At 67.4% G+C, this 16,818-nt stretch carries 15 protein-coding genes; 3 read left to right on the top strand and 12 right to left on the bottom strand.

Features of this window, described 5'->3' with window-relative positions; all coding sequences use genetic code 11:
- Positions 1 to 2: 2 nt before the first annotated feature.
- Entirely contained in the window at positions 3 to 791 is a 789-nt protein-coding gene (locus C1O66_RS03325) for a spermidine synthase (RefSeq protein ID WP_102766552.1), read from the bottom strand.
- A complete protein-coding gene (locus C1O66_RS03320; RefSeq protein WP_102766551.1) occupies positions 788 to 1,318 on the bottom strand; it encodes a DNA-deoxyinosine glycosylase in 531 nt (176 codons plus the stop codon). The genes C1O66_RS03325 and C1O66_RS03320 overlap by 4 nt, the downstream gene beginning before the upstream one ends.
- Positions 1,319 to 1,361: 43 nt before the next feature.
- Between C1O66_RS03320 and C1O66_RS23525 the strand changes: the two genes are divergently transcribed.
- The gene (locus C1O66_RS23525) at positions 1,362 to 1,604 is read left to right on the top strand and encodes a hypothetical protein (RefSeq protein ID WP_133155083.1); all 243 of its coding nucleotides are present in this window, start codon (positions 1,362 to 1,364) and stop codon (positions 1,602 to 1,604) included.
- Between the two features lie 138 nt (positions 1,605 to 1,742).
- Positions 1,743 to 2,996, top strand: coding sequence for a S41 family peptidase (locus C1O66_RS03315; RefSeq protein WP_133155082.1), 1,254 nt, complete (start codon positions 1,743 to 1,745; stop codon positions 2,994 to 2,996).
- A 177-nt stretch (positions 2,997 to 3,173) separates the two neighbouring features.
- Here the strand turns inward: C1O66_RS03315 and C1O66_RS03310 are convergent, their stop codons facing one another.
- The 4 genes from C1O66_RS03310 to C1O66_RS03295 are packed head-to-tail and all read right to left on the bottom strand — an operon-like array spanning position 3,174 to position 6,891.
- A complete protein-coding gene (locus tag C1O66_RS03310; RefSeq protein ID WP_102766549.1) occupies positions 3,174 to 4,007 on the bottom strand; it encodes a TatD family hydrolase in 834 nt (277 codons plus the stop codon).
- A gap of 27 nt (positions 4,008 to 4,034) precedes the next feature.
- Complete coding sequence (gene purU / locus C1O66_RS03305) at positions 4,035 to 4,901, bottom strand: formyltetrahydrofolate deformylase (protein WP_102766548.1); 867 nt, start codon at positions 4,899 to 4,901, stop codon at positions 4,035 to 4,037.
- Positions 4,902 to 4,943: 42 nt separating this feature from the next.
- Positions 4,944 to 5,642 carry a lipoprotein-releasing ABC transporter ATP-binding protein LolD gene (gene lolD, locus C1O66_RS03300; RefSeq protein ID WP_102766547.1) on the bottom strand — a complete coding sequence of 233 codons (699 nt, stop codon included), beginning with the start codon at positions 5,640 to 5,642 and terminating at the stop codon, positions 4,944 to 4,946.
- Positions 5,635 to 6,891 carry a lipoprotein-releasing ABC transporter permease subunit gene (locus C1O66_RS03295; RefSeq protein WP_102766546.1) on the bottom strand — a complete coding sequence of 419 codons (1,257 nt, stop codon included), beginning with the start codon at positions 6,889 to 6,891 and terminating at the stop codon, positions 5,635 to 5,637. The genes lolD and C1O66_RS03295 overlap by 8 nt, the downstream gene beginning before the upstream one ends.
- Positions 6,892 to 7,240: 349 nt before the next feature.
- Here C1O66_RS03295 and C1O66_RS03290 point away from each other — a divergent pair, with 349 nt between their 5' ends.
- Positions 7,241 to 7,987 carry a PEP-CTERM sorting domain-containing protein gene (locus C1O66_RS03290; RefSeq protein ID WP_102766545.1) on the top strand — a complete coding sequence of 249 codons (747 nt, stop codon included), beginning with the start codon at positions 7,241 to 7,243 and terminating at the stop codon, positions 7,985 to 7,987.
- 220 nt (positions 7,988 to 8,207) lie between these two features.
- Here the strand turns inward: C1O66_RS03290 and C1O66_RS03285 are convergent, their stop codons facing one another.
- From C1O66_RS03285 to C1O66_RS03260, 6 genes are all read right to left on the bottom strand, one after another.
- Entirely contained in the window at positions 8,208 to 8,873 is a 666-nt protein-coding gene (locus C1O66_RS03285; protein WP_207795887.1) for a PEP-CTERM sorting domain-containing protein, read from the bottom strand.
- Between the two features lie 197 nt (positions 8,874 to 9,070).
- Positions 9,071 to 11,911 carry a DNA polymerase I gene (polA, locus tag C1O66_RS03280; RefSeq protein WP_102766632.1) on the bottom strand — a complete coding sequence of 947 codons (2,841 nt, stop codon included), beginning with the start codon at positions 11,909 to 11,911 and terminating at the stop codon, positions 9,071 to 9,073.
- A 47-nt stretch (positions 11,912 to 11,958) separates the two neighbouring features.
- Positions 11,959 to 12,717, bottom strand: a complete 759-nt coding sequence (gene cobA, locus C1O66_RS03275; RefSeq protein ID WP_102766544.1) for a uroporphyrinogen-III C-methyltransferase — start codon at positions 12,715 to 12,717, stop codon at positions 11,959 to 11,961.
- Complete coding sequence (locus tag C1O66_RS03270) at positions 12,714 to 13,109, bottom strand: (2Fe-2S) ferredoxin domain-containing protein (RefSeq protein WP_102766543.1); 396 nt, start codon at positions 13,107 to 13,109, stop codon at positions 12,714 to 12,716. Before C1O66_RS03270 ends, cobA begins: the two co-directional genes overlap by 4 nt.
- Positions 13,106 to 14,605 (bottom strand): PepSY domain-containing protein, encoded by a 1,500-nt coding sequence (locus C1O66_RS03265; RefSeq protein WP_102766542.1) that lies wholly within the window; start codon positions 14,603 to 14,605, stop codon positions 13,106 to 13,108. Before C1O66_RS03265 ends, C1O66_RS03270 begins: the two co-directional genes overlap by 4 nt.
- A gap of 18 nt (positions 14,606 to 14,623) precedes the next feature.
- Positions 14,624 to 16,780: a TonB-dependent receptor gene (locus C1O66_RS03260; protein WP_165794444.1), complete on the bottom strand. Its 2,157-nt coding sequence runs from the start codon at positions 16,778 to 16,780 to the stop codon at positions 14,624 to 14,626.
- Between the last annotated feature and the right edge of the window lie 38 nt (positions 16,781 to 16,818).

The following is a 16,818-nucleotide window of genomic DNA, read 5'->3' as shown; positions in this document are numbered from 1 at the left end:
GCTCAAATGGGGTTGAGAATGCTCACAGGCAGGGGCCGCACCATGCGCAGCCATTTGCGCGCCGGCAGCTCGAACAGCGACTCGATATTAGCCGCTCGGCGCTCCAGCTCCTCACGATCCGGCACCACCACGCCGCGCGCCGCCACCAACACGGTGTTGCCCTCCTTGGTCGGCGTCAGGCTCCAGACCTGGTCCGAGCCGAAGATGGCCGCCACACGGCGCGCGCTGGCGGCAAAGCTGGCGTCGCGGCCGAAGAGGTTCACCGTCATCAGGCCACCGTCCACCAACAAGCCATGGCAATGGCGGTAGAACTCTTCATCGTCCAGCACCGGGCCGGCAGCCTCGTGGTCGTAGAGGTCGATGTTGAGCACATCGACCGTTTGCAGATGCTCCGGCTTCGCCACCCACTGACCGGCATCCTCGTTGATCACCGTGAGGCGTTTGTCGTCCTCGGGCAGGTGGAACCACATGCGGCAGGCCTGGATCACCGTGGGGTTCAGCTCCACGGCCGTGGTCTTCATGCGCAGCACCTTGTGGCAAAAGCGGGTGATGGCCCCGGCGCCCAGGCCCAGTTGCAGGGCGTGGCCGCTGCGCAGCTCGGCGCTCGGGCGCCAGAGCATCCAGGCCATCATGCGCTGGATGTATTCCAGCTCCAGATGCTGGGGCTTGCGGATGCGCATGGCGCCCTGCACCCAGATCGAGTCCAGGTGGAGGAAGCGCACGCCGTCGTACTCGCTCAGGGTCGCGGGAATCCAGTCGGACTTCTTGTTTTGCTGCTTTGTCTTGCTCATGGGGCAAGTAGACCATGGCACGCGAACACTTCTCGCCAGGCCGCCAGCTTGCGTTCGAAGGACCAGCTGGCATTGGCCGGGCTGCTGGACGGAAGGCGGTAAACCGGCAGGCCCAGGCGCTGGGTCACCTTGATATGGCGGGCCGATTCGCCGCCGTTGTGCGCCACCGCCTGCAGCCCCTGCATGCGCGCGGCAAGGCCCAACAGATCGTTCGGCTCGGCGGCGCGGATCGCGCTGTCCAGGCTGCCATCGCGCTCGCAGGCGGCATAGACATCCCAGATCGCCAGCCCTCGTGCGCGCGCCGCCGACAGTCGCTCCTCGTAGCCCAACACGCGCAAGTCCTGACCCCAGAGCGCCGACAGCAGCGGCCAAAACTGGTTGCGCGGATGGCCGTAGTACTGCTGCGAGGCCAAGGAGGCGACGCTGGGGAAGCTGCCCAGCAGCAGCAGGCGTGCGTCAGGCGCCCAGATCGGGGCCAGACCTTGCCATCTGGCGGGCTGTGCAGCCGGCACCTGCTTTGCCGTCATCGACCCATCCTGTCCACCCGCATCAAAAGGTTCATTCCTCATCGTGACTGTCGAAGCCATCTGGCAAATCATCAGCTGCCAGGTTCTCGACTTCGGCCTGACGGCCCTGGCTGCGGTGGCTGCGCTGGCTGCGCTGGCTGCGCTGGCGGCTTGGATTATCGACCGCCAGAAGATCGAATCGACCATGACAGGCAGATACACTCCGCCGCGCACAAGGCCACCGTCGCAGCTTCGGTGTCGCCGCCTGTCCCTTGCTGTTGCACCGATTGCGCCGCGTAGCCGTTGATCGCGAGAGCAACAGCCAGCGCCGCAACATCGAGTGCCGGTTGCTGGGCCGACTCGAACACCGAAACGCTGCATCCAATCAGAAGCACGGCCCGTGTCGACGCGTTCCCATGCGCGGCGAAACCAAGAGAAAGCCCGTATGAATCTAAAGCCCGCATGGCGCCGGTATGCGCTGTTTGCAGTCCTAGCGCTGACATCGAATGTCGCGGCCGCGCTCGAACCAGTCGAGGTGCAGCGCTGGCAGCACGATCTCGCCGTCTATCGGCGAACCCTGGAGGCTCGCCATATTCGCCTCTACCACCGGATCTCAAAAACCGAGTTCACTGCCGCACTCGCAGGACTCGAGAACGCACTACCTCGCCTCAATGAACCGCAGATCGTCGTCGAACTGATGCGCATCACGCGGCTCGTCGGCGACGGCCACACCCACCTGGCCTACTGGGATGCCGAGCATCACCGCTACCCGATTGCCTTCCGATCGATCGAGGGCGAGTTGCGCGTCGTCCGCACGACCCCAGCCTTCCGTCAGCTACTCGGATCGAAGCTCGTCGCGGTCGACGGGATGGCGGCGTCAAAACTGCAGGAACAGCTGGCGCCGGTCGCCCAGGTGGTCGAGAACACGCAGTCGCTGCGGCGCCAGACGGCCAATCACGCCAATGTCGCGGAGGTCCTCTATGGTCTCGGCGTAACGCGCCAGCCACGCCAGGCCCGCTTCGAATTCGTCGATGATGTCGGCAAGCCGCAAGCAGCGCTGTTGACCGCTCTGCGCAGCGACGACTACTACGAGCAGCTCAGCGCGACCATCGCGCCCGACACGGTGCCGCTCGGACGCAAGGTTGCCGAAGTTTCCAACCGGCTGTGGCTCAGCGCGGATCCAGCACAGGCAACCGCTTACCTCTACTTCGCGCAATATCCGTCATTTCCCGAGATGGAGCGCTTCGCCGCCAAGGTCCAGTCCTACCTGCGCAAGCATCGGATCCGCAAGCTCATCATCGACCTGCGCGAAAACGGCGGCGGCGACTTCTTCGTCGGGCTCAGCTTTGCGCACCAGATGATTCTTGTCGATGAGCTCGACTGGAACGGCGGCATCTATGCCCTCATCGGCCCCACGACCTTCTCGGCCGGCATGAGCAATGCCGCGCAGTTCCGGCAGCTATTCAACGCCACACTGGTCGGAGAGCCAACAGGTGCCAATCCGGTCGGCTATCAGGACATGGACGGTTTCGTGCTGCCTCACAGCAAGCGGCGCGTCAACTATTCGAAGCGGATGTACCGCTTCGACGCGCCGTCGGCCGACGGACTCCAGCCCGACAAGTTTGTGCCGACCACCTGGGCCGATTTGCGACGCGGCGTCGATGCAGCCCTCGCTTGGGCGCTCGCCGATCGACGCTGAACGAAGGCCCTTGGCCAGCATCTGCCAATGCGGATCGCCGGGCAAGTCGGCGATCTGGTCGCACAGCCAGGGCAGCCCGAGCGATTCCCGAGATCGAAGCAGATGAGGGCCGAACGCTCGGCCAGTTCGCGCGGCACGCCGCCCGCGACGTCGTAGGCAGCAGCTCCGCAGCCAACCCTATGCAGGCCCCCCCGGCTCGATGAGCCCGCCCAGCCGCGGCAGCGCCACCCGCGCGTTCGCACTGGTGATCGCCGCGGTCTGGCCCAGGCTCCAACCCCGCAGCGCGGCCAGGCTCTCGGCGATACGTGGCAGCTCGGCCGGCTCGTTGCGGCCCATGGCCTCGCCGCTCGAACGCTGCTCGGCGGTTTTGTACAGCCAATGCGGCGGAATGTCGGGCGCATCGGTCTCCAGCACCAGGCTCTCGGCCGGCAGCTCGGCCGCCAGGCGGCGGATCTGCTGCGAGCGCTCGAAGGTCAGCGTGCCGCCAAAGCCCAGCTTGAAGCCCAAGTCCACGAAAGCCTGGGCCTGCTGCGCGCTGCCATTGAAGGCATGGGCAATCCCGCCGCATACCGGCAAGCGCCGCAGCCCGGCCAGCAACTGATCGGAACTGCGCCGCACATGCAGCAGCACCGGCAGCTCAAAACGCCGCGCCAGCTTGAGCTGCTCCAGATAGAAGAAGCGCTGACGCTCGGCATCGAGACCGGGCACAAAGAAATCCAGGCCGATCTCGCCGATGGCCACCAGGCGCGGGTCGCTGCGGTGGCGCTCCAACTGCTCGGCCAGCAGGGTCAGGTCTTGCTCGCTGGCCTGCATCACGTACAGCGGATGGATGCCCAGGGCATAGACAAATCCATGCGCATGGGCCAGCTCGCGCACCGTGTCGAAATCAAAGGCCGCCACCGCCGGCAGCACGATCTGCTGCACACCGGCCGCGCGAGCACGCGCCACCACGGCGGCACGGTCGCCATCAAACTCGGGCGCATCGAGGTGGCAGTGGCTGTCAATCCACATGCCAAGGTCTCCGCAAACGGTGATCGATCAGCGGAACACCACCGTGCGGCGGCCGTTCAGCAGGATGCGGTGCTCGGCATGCCACTGGATAGCACGGGCCAGGGTCACGCACTCGGTGTCGCGGCCGATGGCCACCAGTTGCTCGGGCGGCAGGCTGTGGTCGATGCGGGCCACCTCCTGCTCGATGATGGGGCCTTCATCCAGGTCCGAGGTCACGTAATGCGCGGTCGCGCCGATCAGCTTGACGCCGCGCTCATAGGCCTGGTGGTAAGGCTTGGCGCCCTTGAAGCTGGGCAAGAAACTGTGGTGGATGTTGATGGCCCGGCCCGAGAGGTCGCGGCAGAGCTCGGGCGAGAGGATCTGCATATAGCGAGCCAGCACGACCAGATCGATCTGGTTCTCGGCCATCACCTCGCGGATCTTGCGCTCCTGGGCCTGCTTCTGCTCCTCGGTCGAGTTCAGCAGCGGGAAGTGGTGAAACGGGATGTTGTGCGAGGCCGCGAGTTGGTAGAAATCGCGGTGGTTGGAGACGATGGCCGGAATCTCGATCGGCAGGTGCCCGGTCTGCACGCGGAACAGCAGGTCGTTCAAGCAGTGGCCGAGCTTGGACACCAGCAGCAGCACGCGGGTCTTGGCCGAGCGCGCCACCAGCTCCCAGTCCATCTGCAGGCGTTCAGCCAGGGGCTGGAAAGCAGCCTGCAAGGCCGAGGCTTCCGTCAGCGCCGCGCACTCAAACTCGATGCGCATGAAAAAGCGCTGGTGGTCGGCGTCGCCATGCTGGGCCGACGTCAGGATATTGCCGCCCTGCTCCAACAGAAAACCGGTCACGGCATGGACGATGCCGGCGCGGTCCGGGCAGCTGAGCTTGAGGATGAAGCGGGTGTCTTGGCTCATGGTCACTCGTGGAAGCAGGGAAATCAGGGGATGGGAAAAGGGTCAGGCCAAGGCCGGCTGCATGGTGCCGCCCACCAGGCTCAGCTGCTGCTGACATTGCGCCGCCAGGGTCTGGTCGTGGGTGACCAGCACAAAGGCGGTGCCCAGCTCGTGGGCCGTGGCCAGCATCAGCTCGAACACCGCTTGCGCGGTGCTGCGGTCCAGGTTGCCGGTGGGTTCGTCGGCCAGCACGCAGGCCGGCTCGGTCACCAGGGCGCGGGCAATCGCCACACGCTGGCGCTCGCCGCCCGAGAGCTCAGCCGGCCGGTGCGCCAGACGCGCGCCCAGGCCCACTCGCTGCAGCATGGCCGCCGCGCGGGCTCTCGCCTGCTCCTGGGTCTGGCGGCGGATGCGCAAGGGCATGGCCACATTGTCCAGCGCGCTGAACTCAGGCAGCAGGTGGTGGAACTGGTAGACAAAGCCCAGGTGCTGGTTGCGCCAGCGGCCCAGCTCGGGCTCGCCCATCTCGGCCAGATTGCGGCCCATCAGATCGACGCGGCCGGCGCTGGGCTTGTCCAGGCCACCGAGCAGATGCAGCAAGGTGGACTTGCCCGAACCGGAGGCGCCGACGATGGCCAGGGTCTGACCACGGCGCACCTGCAGATCCACGCCCGAGAGCACCTGCACATCGAGCTCGCCTTCGCTGAAGCGGCGGCTCAGGCCCCGCCCTTCCAAAATCAGGGGCGAAGAAGAATTACTCATAACGCAGCGCCTCCGCGGGTTGAACGCGGCTGGCACGCCAGCTCGGATACAAGGTGGCCAAGAAGGCCAGGATCAGGGACGTCACGCCGATGGGCACGATATCGCCCCATTGCGGATCGCTGGGCATGCGGCTGATCAGATAAATGCTGCCGGGCAGGAAGCTGACATTGAGCAAGCGCTCGATGGCCGGCACGATCACATCGATATTGAAGGCCACCAGCAGGCCCAGGCCCACGCCCGAGGCCGTGCCGATCACGCCCGAGGCGGCGCCCTGGACCATGAAGACACCCATGATGGAGCGCGGGCTGGCGCCCAGGGTGCGCAGGATGGCGATGTCGGCCTGCTTGTCGGTCACCGTCATCACCAGGGTCGAGACCAGGTTGAAAGCGGCCACGGCGACGATCAGGGTCAGGATGATGCTCATCAAGCGCTTTTCCACCTGCACCGCATCGAACCAGTTGGCATTGGTGCGGGTCCAGTCGCGCACGTAAATCTCGGGGCCGAGGGCCTGGGCCAGTTCCCCCGCCACTTGGCGCGCGCTCAGCGCTTGCTTGAGCTTGAGTTGAACACCCGTCGGACCCTCAACCTGAAAAAAGCGCGCCGCATCGTCGACATGGATCAGCGCCATGCCCGTGTCGTACTCGTAATGTCCGGCATGAAAAGTGCCGACCAAGGTGAACTGCTTCAGCCGCGGCACCACACCGGCCGGCGTGACCTGGCCGTTGGGCGCCACCAGGGTGATCTTGTCGCCCTCACGCACGCCCAGGGCACGGGCCAGCTCGGAGCCGAGCAAGATGCCCCACTCGCCCGAGCGCAGGCGTGACAGCGGCCCGTCCTTCAGCTCGGCCGCCAGCGGCGTGACCGTGGCCTCCTCGGCCGGCGAGATGCCGCGCACCACCGCGCCACGCATGTCCTCGCCGCGGGCGATCAAGACCTGGGTGGCAATGAAGGGTGCCGCGCCGATCACGGCCGGGTTCTGTTTGGCCTGCGCAGCGGTTGCCTGCCAATCGGGCAAGGCTTGACCCTGGTAGGACTGCAGCTCGATATGGGCGATCACCGAGAGCATGCGGTCGCGCACTTCCTTCTGGAAGCCATTCATCACCGAGAGCACGATGATCAGCGCCGCCACCCCGAGCGCAATGCCCAGCATGGACACCCCGGAGATGAAGGAAATGAAGCGGTTGCGCCGCCCTCCCCGCCCGGCCCGCGTGTAACGCCAGCCGATCTGCAATTCATAAGGCCAATTCATGGCCGCGATGCTACCCGACCGGCACCACGCCACCGGGCCGAGCTGCAGGCCGGCCGGGCCTCAGCCCGCTTCGGCACCCTGCCGGCGCTGACGCCAGCCGCGCATCCAAACCGGGGCCGCCTGATCACCCACCAAATCAAAAGATACAAATTGAAAAATCTTTCGATTAATCATCATTCGTTCAAAAGCAAGTCAGCCTCTTTCGCAATTCGCACCCCGAGCTTGCGGGGTGTTGTGTTTTGAGGGCGAACTCTAAACTGTTAGCAGCAGTAAACGAAAGCCACGAGTTGGCGGGCGGCCAGCCCACGACCGATGTGCTTCGAGCCACTTCACGAGGGAACTACTCATCATGTTTTTGAACGCGAGCACGGCCCGCGCGGGCGCAGCCTTGTCCATTCTTTTCGCAGCCAGCGGCCTGGCTGTGGCTGGGCCTGTGCTGGATCAGGCGCAGGAAGCCAAGTTGAGCGTGAGCAGCAGCTCCGCCAAATACAGCCTGGACAAGACGAACAGCCAAACCGCCAATATGGCGGGCACAGGCTGGGGCTCGGGTTCGACCAAGTTCGCCTTCGAATACAACTACTCGGCTGCCACCGGCGCCGCCAACTTCGACATCCGCTGGGGCGTGCGCACCAACCAGGATGGCACGTACAAACTGGGGTCTGGTAGCTCCATCTTCGCCCCCAAAGGCAGCTTGAACAGCGTCAACAGCCAACTGATCGGCAAGAGCTACGGCTCGATCACCCTGACCGTGCAGGACAAACAGAGGTCGCCCGCCATCGATGTGGATCTGTTCGACATCGCCCTCAACGGCGTGGAACTGGGCAACAGCTACCCCGGCGGTGTCTACCCCGGCATCAGCTACCAGCTGTACCAAGGTGCAGCGCTGCAAGACATCCAGCTGACCGGCTTGTTCACCGTGCGCAATGGCAGCTTTGACGGTGACCGTGTCCCGGGCCTGAACGCCACGCGCGACATGGCCCTGTTCGATCTGGACTTCAAAGACCTCAACAAGGTGCCCGAGCCCAGCAGCCTGGCCCTGCTGCCTCTGGCACTGGCGGCCGCCTTCGCGGCGCGACGCCGCCAGCGCCACGCCTGAAACTAAAGCCAGCAGCAGCTGCTGCACTTCAAAAGGCCGGTCTTTCTGACCGGCTTTTTTTGGTTCGCCCTCGGATCGCAGCCGGGTCCGCGAGGCTGCCGGCCCAGATGAGCCGAGCGCCGGCCGAAAAAAACAAACCCGTCCGCACCGAGGTGGGGACGGGTCAACGCTGATTGGCTGAACCTCCGGCAGGCACGAGGCCTGCGGCTCAGCCCAAGAATCAGGCGCTCTTGCGGCGGCGGGCCACGGCGGCCACGCCCAGCAGGCCCAGGGCCATCATGCCGTAGGTGCTGGGTTCCGGAACGGCCGCAGCAACGCCGAAGGTGACGTTGCCGGAGTTCCAGACACCGTCGGGGTTGACGCTGGCGTCGTCAAAACCTTCGTGGAACTCCAGGCGCAGGATGCCATCGGCGCCCACCTGGAAGGACAGGCCCAGATCGACCAGGCTGGCCGAACCCGAGTAGCTGTTGGTGCCCGAGTCATCGTCGCCAAAGCCAGGGTTGAAGACCACGCCGTCGCCGCCGGCCGAGCTGCCAAAGGCCAGGGTCAGTTCCGACAGCCAGCTCGGGTCGTTGGCGGTCAGGTTGACGTTCCAGTCCACGCTGGTGATGGTGGCAAAAGCGCCCACGTAGAAGTTCAGCACCACATTGCCGGCGTCGCCGAACTCGCCGAAGCTCTGGATGCCCGTGACATCCACGGCTTGCGAAGTCAGGGCGTTGACTGCGGATTCATAAGGTGCACCGCTGACGGAGACGCCACGGCTGGCCAACTGGCCCAGCGCCGATTTGGCCGGCTTGATATCAGCTTGAGCAGCGCCGGTCATGGCCATGGCTGCGGCGGCCACGGCACCAAGAATCAGCTTGCGTGCGGTTTGCATCGTTGTCATTTGAATTCCTTGGATGAGAAATAAGTCACGCCCACAACTCCCCGGGGCTGTGAAGAATTTCTCATATCAGGCGAAGTCGACCTAGAGGGCGCACCCTGAGTCCACCCGCTGTAGCACAAGCAAATGACAGGGGTTTTCCCCGGGGGCGCCGTTCGGCCTGTGCCATTTGGCAGAGCCCACCTCGGTGAAAACCCGTCTCAGTGGGCCTGTTCCCAGTTCGGGCCCACGCCCACCTCGGCCAGCAGCGGCACTTTGAGCTGGGCCACGCCGGCCATCAGGCGCGGCACCTCGCGGCGCACCCAGTCCAGCTCGGCCTCGGGCACCTCGAAGACCAGTTCGTCGTGCACCTGCATGACGATGCGGGTGGACTTGGCGCTTGCATCCAGCTCGGCCTGCACCGCCAGCATGGCCAGCTTGATCAGATCGGCCGCCGTGCCCTGCATGGGTGCGTTGATGGACTGACGCTCGGCACCGGCCTTGCGCGGGCCGTTGCCGCCCTTGATCTCGGGCAGGTAGATGCGCCGGCCGAACAAGGTCTCGACATAGCCCAGCTCGGCCGCGCGTGCCTTGGTGCTGTCCATATAGTGCTTCACGCCGGCAAAGCGGTGGAAGTAGAGCTCGATGTAGTCACGCGCCGCCTTTTGCTCGATGCCCAGGGACTGGGCCAGACCGAAGGCGCCCATGCCGTAGATCAGGCCGAAATTGATGGTCTTGGCATAACGGCGCTGCTCGCTGGTGACCTCGCCCAGAGGCGTCGAGAACACCTCGGAGGCGGTGGCACGGTGCACGTCCAGGCCTTCGCCGAAGGCGCGCAGCAGGCCCGGGTCCTCGCTGATATGGGCCATGATGCGCAGCTCGATCTGCGAATAGTCGGCACTGACGATCACATGGCCCGGCGGCGCGACAAAAGCCTCGCGCACACGCCGGCCTTCCGCGGTGCGGATGGGAATGTTCTGCAGATTGGGGTCGTTGCTGGACAGGCGCCCGGTCACCGCCACCGCCTGCGCGTAGTTGGTGTGCACCCGGTGGGTGCGGGCGTTCACCATCAACGGCAGCTTGTCGGTGTAAGTGCTCTTGAGCTTGGCCAGGCCGCGGTACTCGAGCAGCTTGGCCGGCAGCGGGTAGTCGAGCGAGAGTTTTTCCAGCACCTCTTCGTCGGTGGAGGGCGCGCCGGTTGCGGTCTTCTTGATCACAGGCAGGCCCAGCTTGGTGAACAGAATCTCGCCGATCTGCTTGGGCGAGCCCAAGTTGAAAGGCTGGCCGGCGATGTCGTAGGCCTCCTGCTCCAGGGCCAGCAGGCGCTGGCCCAGCTCATGGCTTTGCGCCTGCAGCAGCTCGGGGTCGATCAGCACGCCGGTGCGCTCGATGCGGGCCAGCAAGGCGCTGCTGGGCATCTCGATGTCGCGGTAGATGCGCAGCAGGCCGGGCTCGGCCTCGATGCGCGGCCACAGGATCTGGTGGACCTGCAAGCACATGTCCGAGTCTTCACACGAGTACTCGGCCGCCTTGGCCACATCGACCTGGGCGAAGGGGATCTGGTGCGCGCCCTTGCCGCACAAATCCTCGTAGCTCACGCCCGCGCGGCCCAGGTAGCGCTCGCCCAGGGCGCCCAGGCCGTGGGTCTTGTGCGCTTCCAGCACATAACTCTGAAGCAGAGTGTCATGCTGCACGCCGCGCAGGGCAATGCCGTGGTTGGCCAGCACATGGGTGTCGTACTTGAGGTTCTGGCCCAGCTTGGGCGCGTTCGCGTCCTCCAGCCAGGGCTGCAGCGCGGCCAGCACGTCGGCCAGGTCCAGCTGCACCGGCGCATCCGGGCCCTCGTGGCGCAGGGGCACATAGGCGGCCTCGCCGGGCGCCACGGCAAAGGAGATGCCGACGATGCGGGCCTGCATCGGGTCCAGAGAGTCGGTCTCGGTGTCCAGGGCCACCAAGGGTGCGCGGCCGATGCGGGCGATCCAGTCCTGCAGCTGCGCCATGTCCAGCACCGTCTCGTAACGGCGCTCCACATCGGCCAGCGCTGCCGCCGGCGCGTCGGCGAACAGATCGCCGCTGACCGGTGCGGCCGCCTTGGACGTGCCGGACGCACCACCGCTGATTTCCTTCAGCCAGGTCTTGAAGCCATAGCGGGTGTAGAAATCCTGCAGGCCGGCGCGGTCCACCTCGCGCAGGGCCAGGGCTTCCAGCGCCGGCCAGTTGGGCACATGGCCCGACAGGTCGCAATCGAGCTTGACGGTGACCAGCTTGCGGCCCATGGGCAGCCAGTCCAGGGCCTTGCGCAGGTTCTCACCGGCCACGCCCTTGATCTTGTCGGCGCTGGCGATCACGCCGTCCAGCGAACCGTACTCGGCAATCCACTTGGCCGCCGTCTTCGGACCCACCTTCTCGACACCCGGCACGTTGTCCACAGTGTCGCCCATCAGGGTCAGGTAATCGATGATGCGATCGGGCGGCACGCCGAACTTGGCGATCACGCCGGGGATGTCCAACGTTTCGCAGTCCACCGCCGGGCCGCCCCAAGGTGCGCTGCGCGCCCCCTCGGGGGGCTGCTGCGCAGCAGCTGGGGGCGCCGCCTTGTTCATGGTGTTGATCAGGGTGACGTCCGGAGTCACCAGCTGCGCCAGGTCCTTGTCCCCGGTGGACACCACCACTGCATGGCCGGCCTCGGCCGCGACCCGGGCCAGGGTGCCGATGGCGTCGTCCGCCTCGATGCCGGGCACCTCCAGAATCGGCCAGCCCAGCAGCTGCACCACCTCGTGGATGGGGGCGATCTGTTCGCGCAGCGCATCGGGCATGGGCGCGCGCTGGGCCTTGTACTCGGGGTACCACTCATCGCGGAAGGTCGGGCCCTTGGCATCGAACACGCACACCGCATGCTCGGCTGCGACCTGATCGCGCAGGCGTTTCATCATGGCCACCATGCCGTGGATGGCGCCGGTGGCCACGCCCTCGGGCCCGCGCAGATCGGGCATGGCGTGGTAGGCGCGGTAGAGATAGCTGGAACCGTCGACCAGCAGCAGGATGGGTTTGGTGTCGCTCATCCCCACATTGTCGCCCGCATTGTCGTGCCGGCCGCCCGGCTCCAGGTTCAATCCGCCTGGTAGTCCGGGCTCAGGGCCACCGCCTCGCCAATGATCAGCAGGCCCGGTCGTGGCCCGTAGGCCGGCGCCCGCTCCAGCAGGCGGCTCAGGCGGCAGGCCAGCACCCGCTGACCCGGCCGCGTGCCGTCCTGCACGATGGCGGCCGGCGTGTCGGGGCTCAGGCCATGGGCCATCAGCTGCCCGGCGATGCGCGGCAGGCGGGCGATGCCCATGTAGAACACCCGCGTCTGCCCTGGCCGCGCCAAGGCCGGCCAGTCGAGCTGCTCATCAAAAGGCGTGCCTTCGTCGGCCAGCTGCCCGGCCAGGAACACGCAGGCGCGCGCCATGCCGCGCTGCGTCAGCGGGATGCCGGCCGCCGCCGCGCAGCCGCTGGCGGCCGTGATGCCCGGCACCACCTCGCAGTCAATGCCGGCCTCGCGCAAGGCCAGCATCTCCTCGCCGCCGCGGCCGAAGACAAAGGGGTCGCCGCCCTTGAGCCGCACCACCTCACGGCCGGCACGCGCCTGCTCGATCAGGATGGCATGGATCTGCGCCTGGCCCACCATGTGCGCGCCCGCCGCCTTGCCCACATTGATGCGCTCGGCCCGCGCCGGCAGCAACTCCATGATCTCGGGCGAGATCAGGCGGTCATGCACCACCACCTCGGCCGCCTCGATGCGGCGCAGCGCCCGCAGGCTGAGCAGATCGGCCGCGCCCGGCCCGGCGCCGACCAGGCTCACCCGCCCCGGCTTGCTGGTGCCGCTCATGGCTCAGCCGCTTCTTCATCACTGCAGCCCGGCCCCTGGTGGAAGACCAGCTCGGCCACCGGCCGGCCGTCGCGCAGATGCTCGGTGATGATGCGGTCCAGGTTCCCTCCCCGGGCATTGAAGTACCAGGTGCCATCGGGCTGCACGCACATCACCGGCCCGCCCTTGCAGGCGGCAAAGCAGCTGACCCGGCTGCGCTTCACGCGCAGCTCGCCCTCGTGCAGGCCGGCGGCCTTGAACTTCTCGCCCAGGCTGTCGAACAAGGCCTGGGCCTCGCCGTCGGCCGTGCAGCGCGGGCCGGTGCAGACGAGCAAATGGCGGCGGTAGCTGGCGATCTTGGGGCGGACGATGGGCGCGTCCGAAGTCGGTGGGGAGAGTTCGTCGTCATTCATGGCGTGGCAAGGGCTTTCTGGCCGGAAGGGCGTTTGAGTATGGAGGGGCGGCGTCCGCGCAGGCGGCGCCAGCCGAGCACGGCACCCGCGGTCGTCAGCGCCAGGCCGGCCAGGCTCAGGGCGATGACCCAGGCATCGCGCGCCCAGCCCAGGCCGAGCAAGGGCGGCAGGTCCCAGCGATGCAGGGCGTGGAAGAGCCAGCGGTTCCAGCGGCCGGCGGCGTCCAGGCGCAAGGCGATGCGGGCGCTGCGCGGGTCGAGGTAGACACTCACGCCGTCGGCATAGTCCAGGCGGTAGACGGGAAAGCTGCGCGGGTGGTGGCGCAGCGGGTAGTAGTACAGGTCGCCCTCGTGCAGCCACTGGCCGCCCCGCAGCGCCTGATCGGGCCGCAGGGCCTGGCCGGCGGTCTTCAGCTGCGCCTCGCTCAAGCCCTGGGGCAAGACCTGACCCTCGGGCGAGATCAACTCACTGCCGCCCTGGGCCAGGCGCGCCAGCCACCAGGTCTGCGATTGAAAGCGCAGCGCCTCCAGCTCCACCACGCCCGGCCGAGGCGCGGGCAGCGCCAGGGAGGCAATGGGCAGGCTGCTGCCCTGCCAGCGCTGGCGCTCCTGCCGCGCGGCCTCGCCATCGCCGCCGGGCCAGCCCCCGGGGCCCATGGACAGCCAGCCGCTGAACAACCAGGCCAGCAGCACCGCGCCGCCGCCCAGGCCCAGCAGATGGTGCCAGCGCTGCCAACGCTCGCGGTAGGGCGAGACACTGCCGCTGGCGTAGCGGCGCCGCAGGCGCAGGCGTTGCAGGCCCAGCATCAGGCCCAGCACACACATCAGCGCCGCCGCGCCGCTGCTCCAGAGAATGATCTGGCGCCAGAGTTCTGTGTGCTGGCGCAGCGGCGTGATGTAGATCCAGTGCGTGACCGAGCCCAGCCAGTTCCAGGCCCGCTCCCAGCGGCGCGTGTCCAGCAGCAGCTCACCGCTGGCCTGGCCGATGTAAAGCTCCAGGCCCTCGTCGTCGCGAAAGGCCGCGCGGTAGAACGGGCGCTGCGCATTGAAGCGGCTGTACACCGTCCACTGGTCGCGCTCCAGCAGCTCCAGCTCGGCCAGCTCCAGCGGGCGCCCGCTCAGGCCACGGGCATAGGTGCGGGCCAGCTCGGCAGCCTGGGCCGCATCGAGCGGCGGCCGCGGCTGGCCGCTGAGACCATCGACCGCCCGCCAGCGCTTGCCCGTCTGCAGCAGATAGACCGGCCGGCCTAGCTGCTGCTGCAGGCGCAGGCCGCCCGCCTCCGCTGGGGCTGAGGCGCCCAGCGCCGCCCAGGCCTGGGCTGGCGTCACCGCAGGGGCCTGCGCGGGCAGCTCGGCCAGCGCCCGCTGGCGCTCTTCAGGGCGCAGCTCGGGCCGCGCCACAAAGAGCATGACCAGGCCCGAGAGCAGCCACAGCAGCACCAGCAGGCCCAGGGCGATGCCGGCCCAGCGGTGGATCACATGAAGACGGCGCCACATCGCTTGAGCTCCCGGCTGTCAGTCGAAGCGGTAGTCCAGCACCAGATCGGCGCTGCGCGGCTTGCCCAGCATGGCCTGGCTGGCGGTGTAGGTGCTGCTGGCATAGAGCCGGTCACCCAGATTGCGCAGCTGCAGGCGCAGCGCGCCCTGGCGGCTGAAGCGCCAGCCTAGCGAGGCATCGAGCACGGTGTAGCCCGGCAGGCTTTGCGTGTTGGCGGTGCTGGTGTAGCGCTGGCCGACATGACGCAGGCCGGCGCCCAGGTCGAAGTCGCCCTGCTGGCGGCTGAGCCAGAGATTGGCCAGGCGCTCGGCCACATTCGGCGCGCGCTTGCCCGCCAGCGAGAGGCCGGCGCTGTCGAAGAGCTCGGTGTAGCGGGCGCGCAGCAGGCTGACATTGGCATCGATGCGCCAGCCCGGCGCCGGCGTCCAGGCCAGGCCTAGCTCCAGGCCCCGCGAGCGCAGTCGGCCGCCCTGCACGCTCTCGCGCGGGTTCTTGGGGTCGGGCGTCAGGATGTGCGTCTTGGCGATCTGAAACAGAGCCGCCGTCCACTCCAGCTCCGCGCCCGCCTGCTTGAAGCCCACTTCGGCCTGCCGGCCCTCGGTCAGGCGCAGGGCAGCATTGGCCTTGCTCAGTGTGGCGATGGTGCCGACCGGGTCGGTGCCGCTGCTGAGCTGGCCGTAGAGGCTTTGTGCCGGGCTGAGTTGCCAGACCGTGCCCAGGCGCCAGGCCGTGGGCGTGAAGCGGCCGCTCCAGGCATCGGGCTTGGGCGAAAGGATCTGGCGATCGACGACGCTGCGGTCGCGGCGCAGGCCGGCGCTGAGATGCCAGCCGTCCAGCGGCTGCCAGTCGGCCTCGGCGAACAGGGCCAGCTGCTCGGTCTGCGAGCGGTTGCGGGGCAGCAGCTCGGCCGCGGCGATGTAGAGGCCGGGGTCGAAGCCATGCAGGGGCACGCTGCTGACCGTCTTGTACTCGTACAAATCGTTGGCATGCTGAAAGCGCAGATCCATGCGTTCTGCGCCCAGCGACCAGTTCAGACGAGCACCCGGCCCACCCTGCCCGCCCTGCCCCAGCAGCTCGGCGCGCAGCCCGTTCTGACGCAGCTCATGCGCGATGCCCAGATAGCCTGAGCGCTGCACCGTCTGCGCATCGGCGCTGAGCGCGTACTCCTCCAGGTTCTGCCAGCGCCGGTCGGCTTCGAAGCGGTAGGCCACCACGCGGGCGGCCAGGCCCTCGGCCAGCTGCCAGTCCAGGCGGGCGCGAGCGCGCTCCTGGTCCATGCGCCAGATCGCATCGCTGATGTTGTAGTTCTCGCCGCGCAGCTCGGCCCAGAGCTGGCCATTCTTCAAGGGAGAGCCAAAGTAGGCCGTGGGGCTGTCGCGGTGGATGTCCAGGCTCAGGTCCACGCGCAGATCGGGCGTGGCCTGCCAGCGCAGCATGCTCATCAGCTTGCGGTTGCGGTGCTGGCCGCGCGCGACGAAGCCATCGCCGCCCTTGGCCAGCGCATCCAGGCGCAGCCCGAGTTGCTCGCCCAAAGGCCGGCCCAGGCCAAGACCGAGGCGGTACTCACCGTCTGTCCCTAAGCCGGCGGTGAGTTCGCTGCGCGCCTCGCGGCCCGGCGATTTGCGCACCAGATTGATCAGGCCGCCGATGGCGCCGTCACCAAACAGCACCGAGGCCGGTCCGCGCAGGATCTCGATGCGCTCATAGCCAAAGCTGTCCCCCGGGCTGGACTGGGTGCCCGAGGCCGTGGCCATGCGCAGGCCGTCCTCGGCCTGGGCCACCGAATCATTGCCGCTGAAGCCGCGGCTGCTGTAGGTGCTGCCCGAGCCGGGCGAACCTAACGCCGCCAGGCCGGTGCTGCGCGAGACCAGCTCAGCCACGCTCGCGTCACCCCGCGCGCGCAGGCGCTCCACGTCCAGCACCTCGACGCTGGCGGCCGTTTCCAGCGGGCTCAGGCCCAGGCGGGAGGCGGTGCTTTGCGGCGCCTGCAAGACACTGCGTGCCCCGCGCTGCGCTTGCCCCTGCACCTCCACCCGCTGCAGAGCCTGCGGGCTCGCAGGCGCAGACGCGCTTGCCTCCGCCGCAGCTTCTGCCCAGGCCGGCGACAGCAAGGCCAGGCTCAGGCCCTGCCACCACAAGGTCCGGCTCCACGGCCCTGGCTTCCCTCGTTCCATGCACTTCATCTTTGTTCTCTGGCTCACTTCAAACACAC

It is taken from the genome of Paucibacter aquatile (genome assembly GCF_002885975.1).
In the GTDB taxonomy this organism is placed as follows: domain Bacteria; phylum Pseudomonadota; class Gammaproteobacteria; order Burkholderiales; family Burkholderiaceae_C; genus Paucibacter_A; species Paucibacter_A aquatilis.
This window is presented reverse-complemented; position numbering and strand designations above follow the sequence as displayed.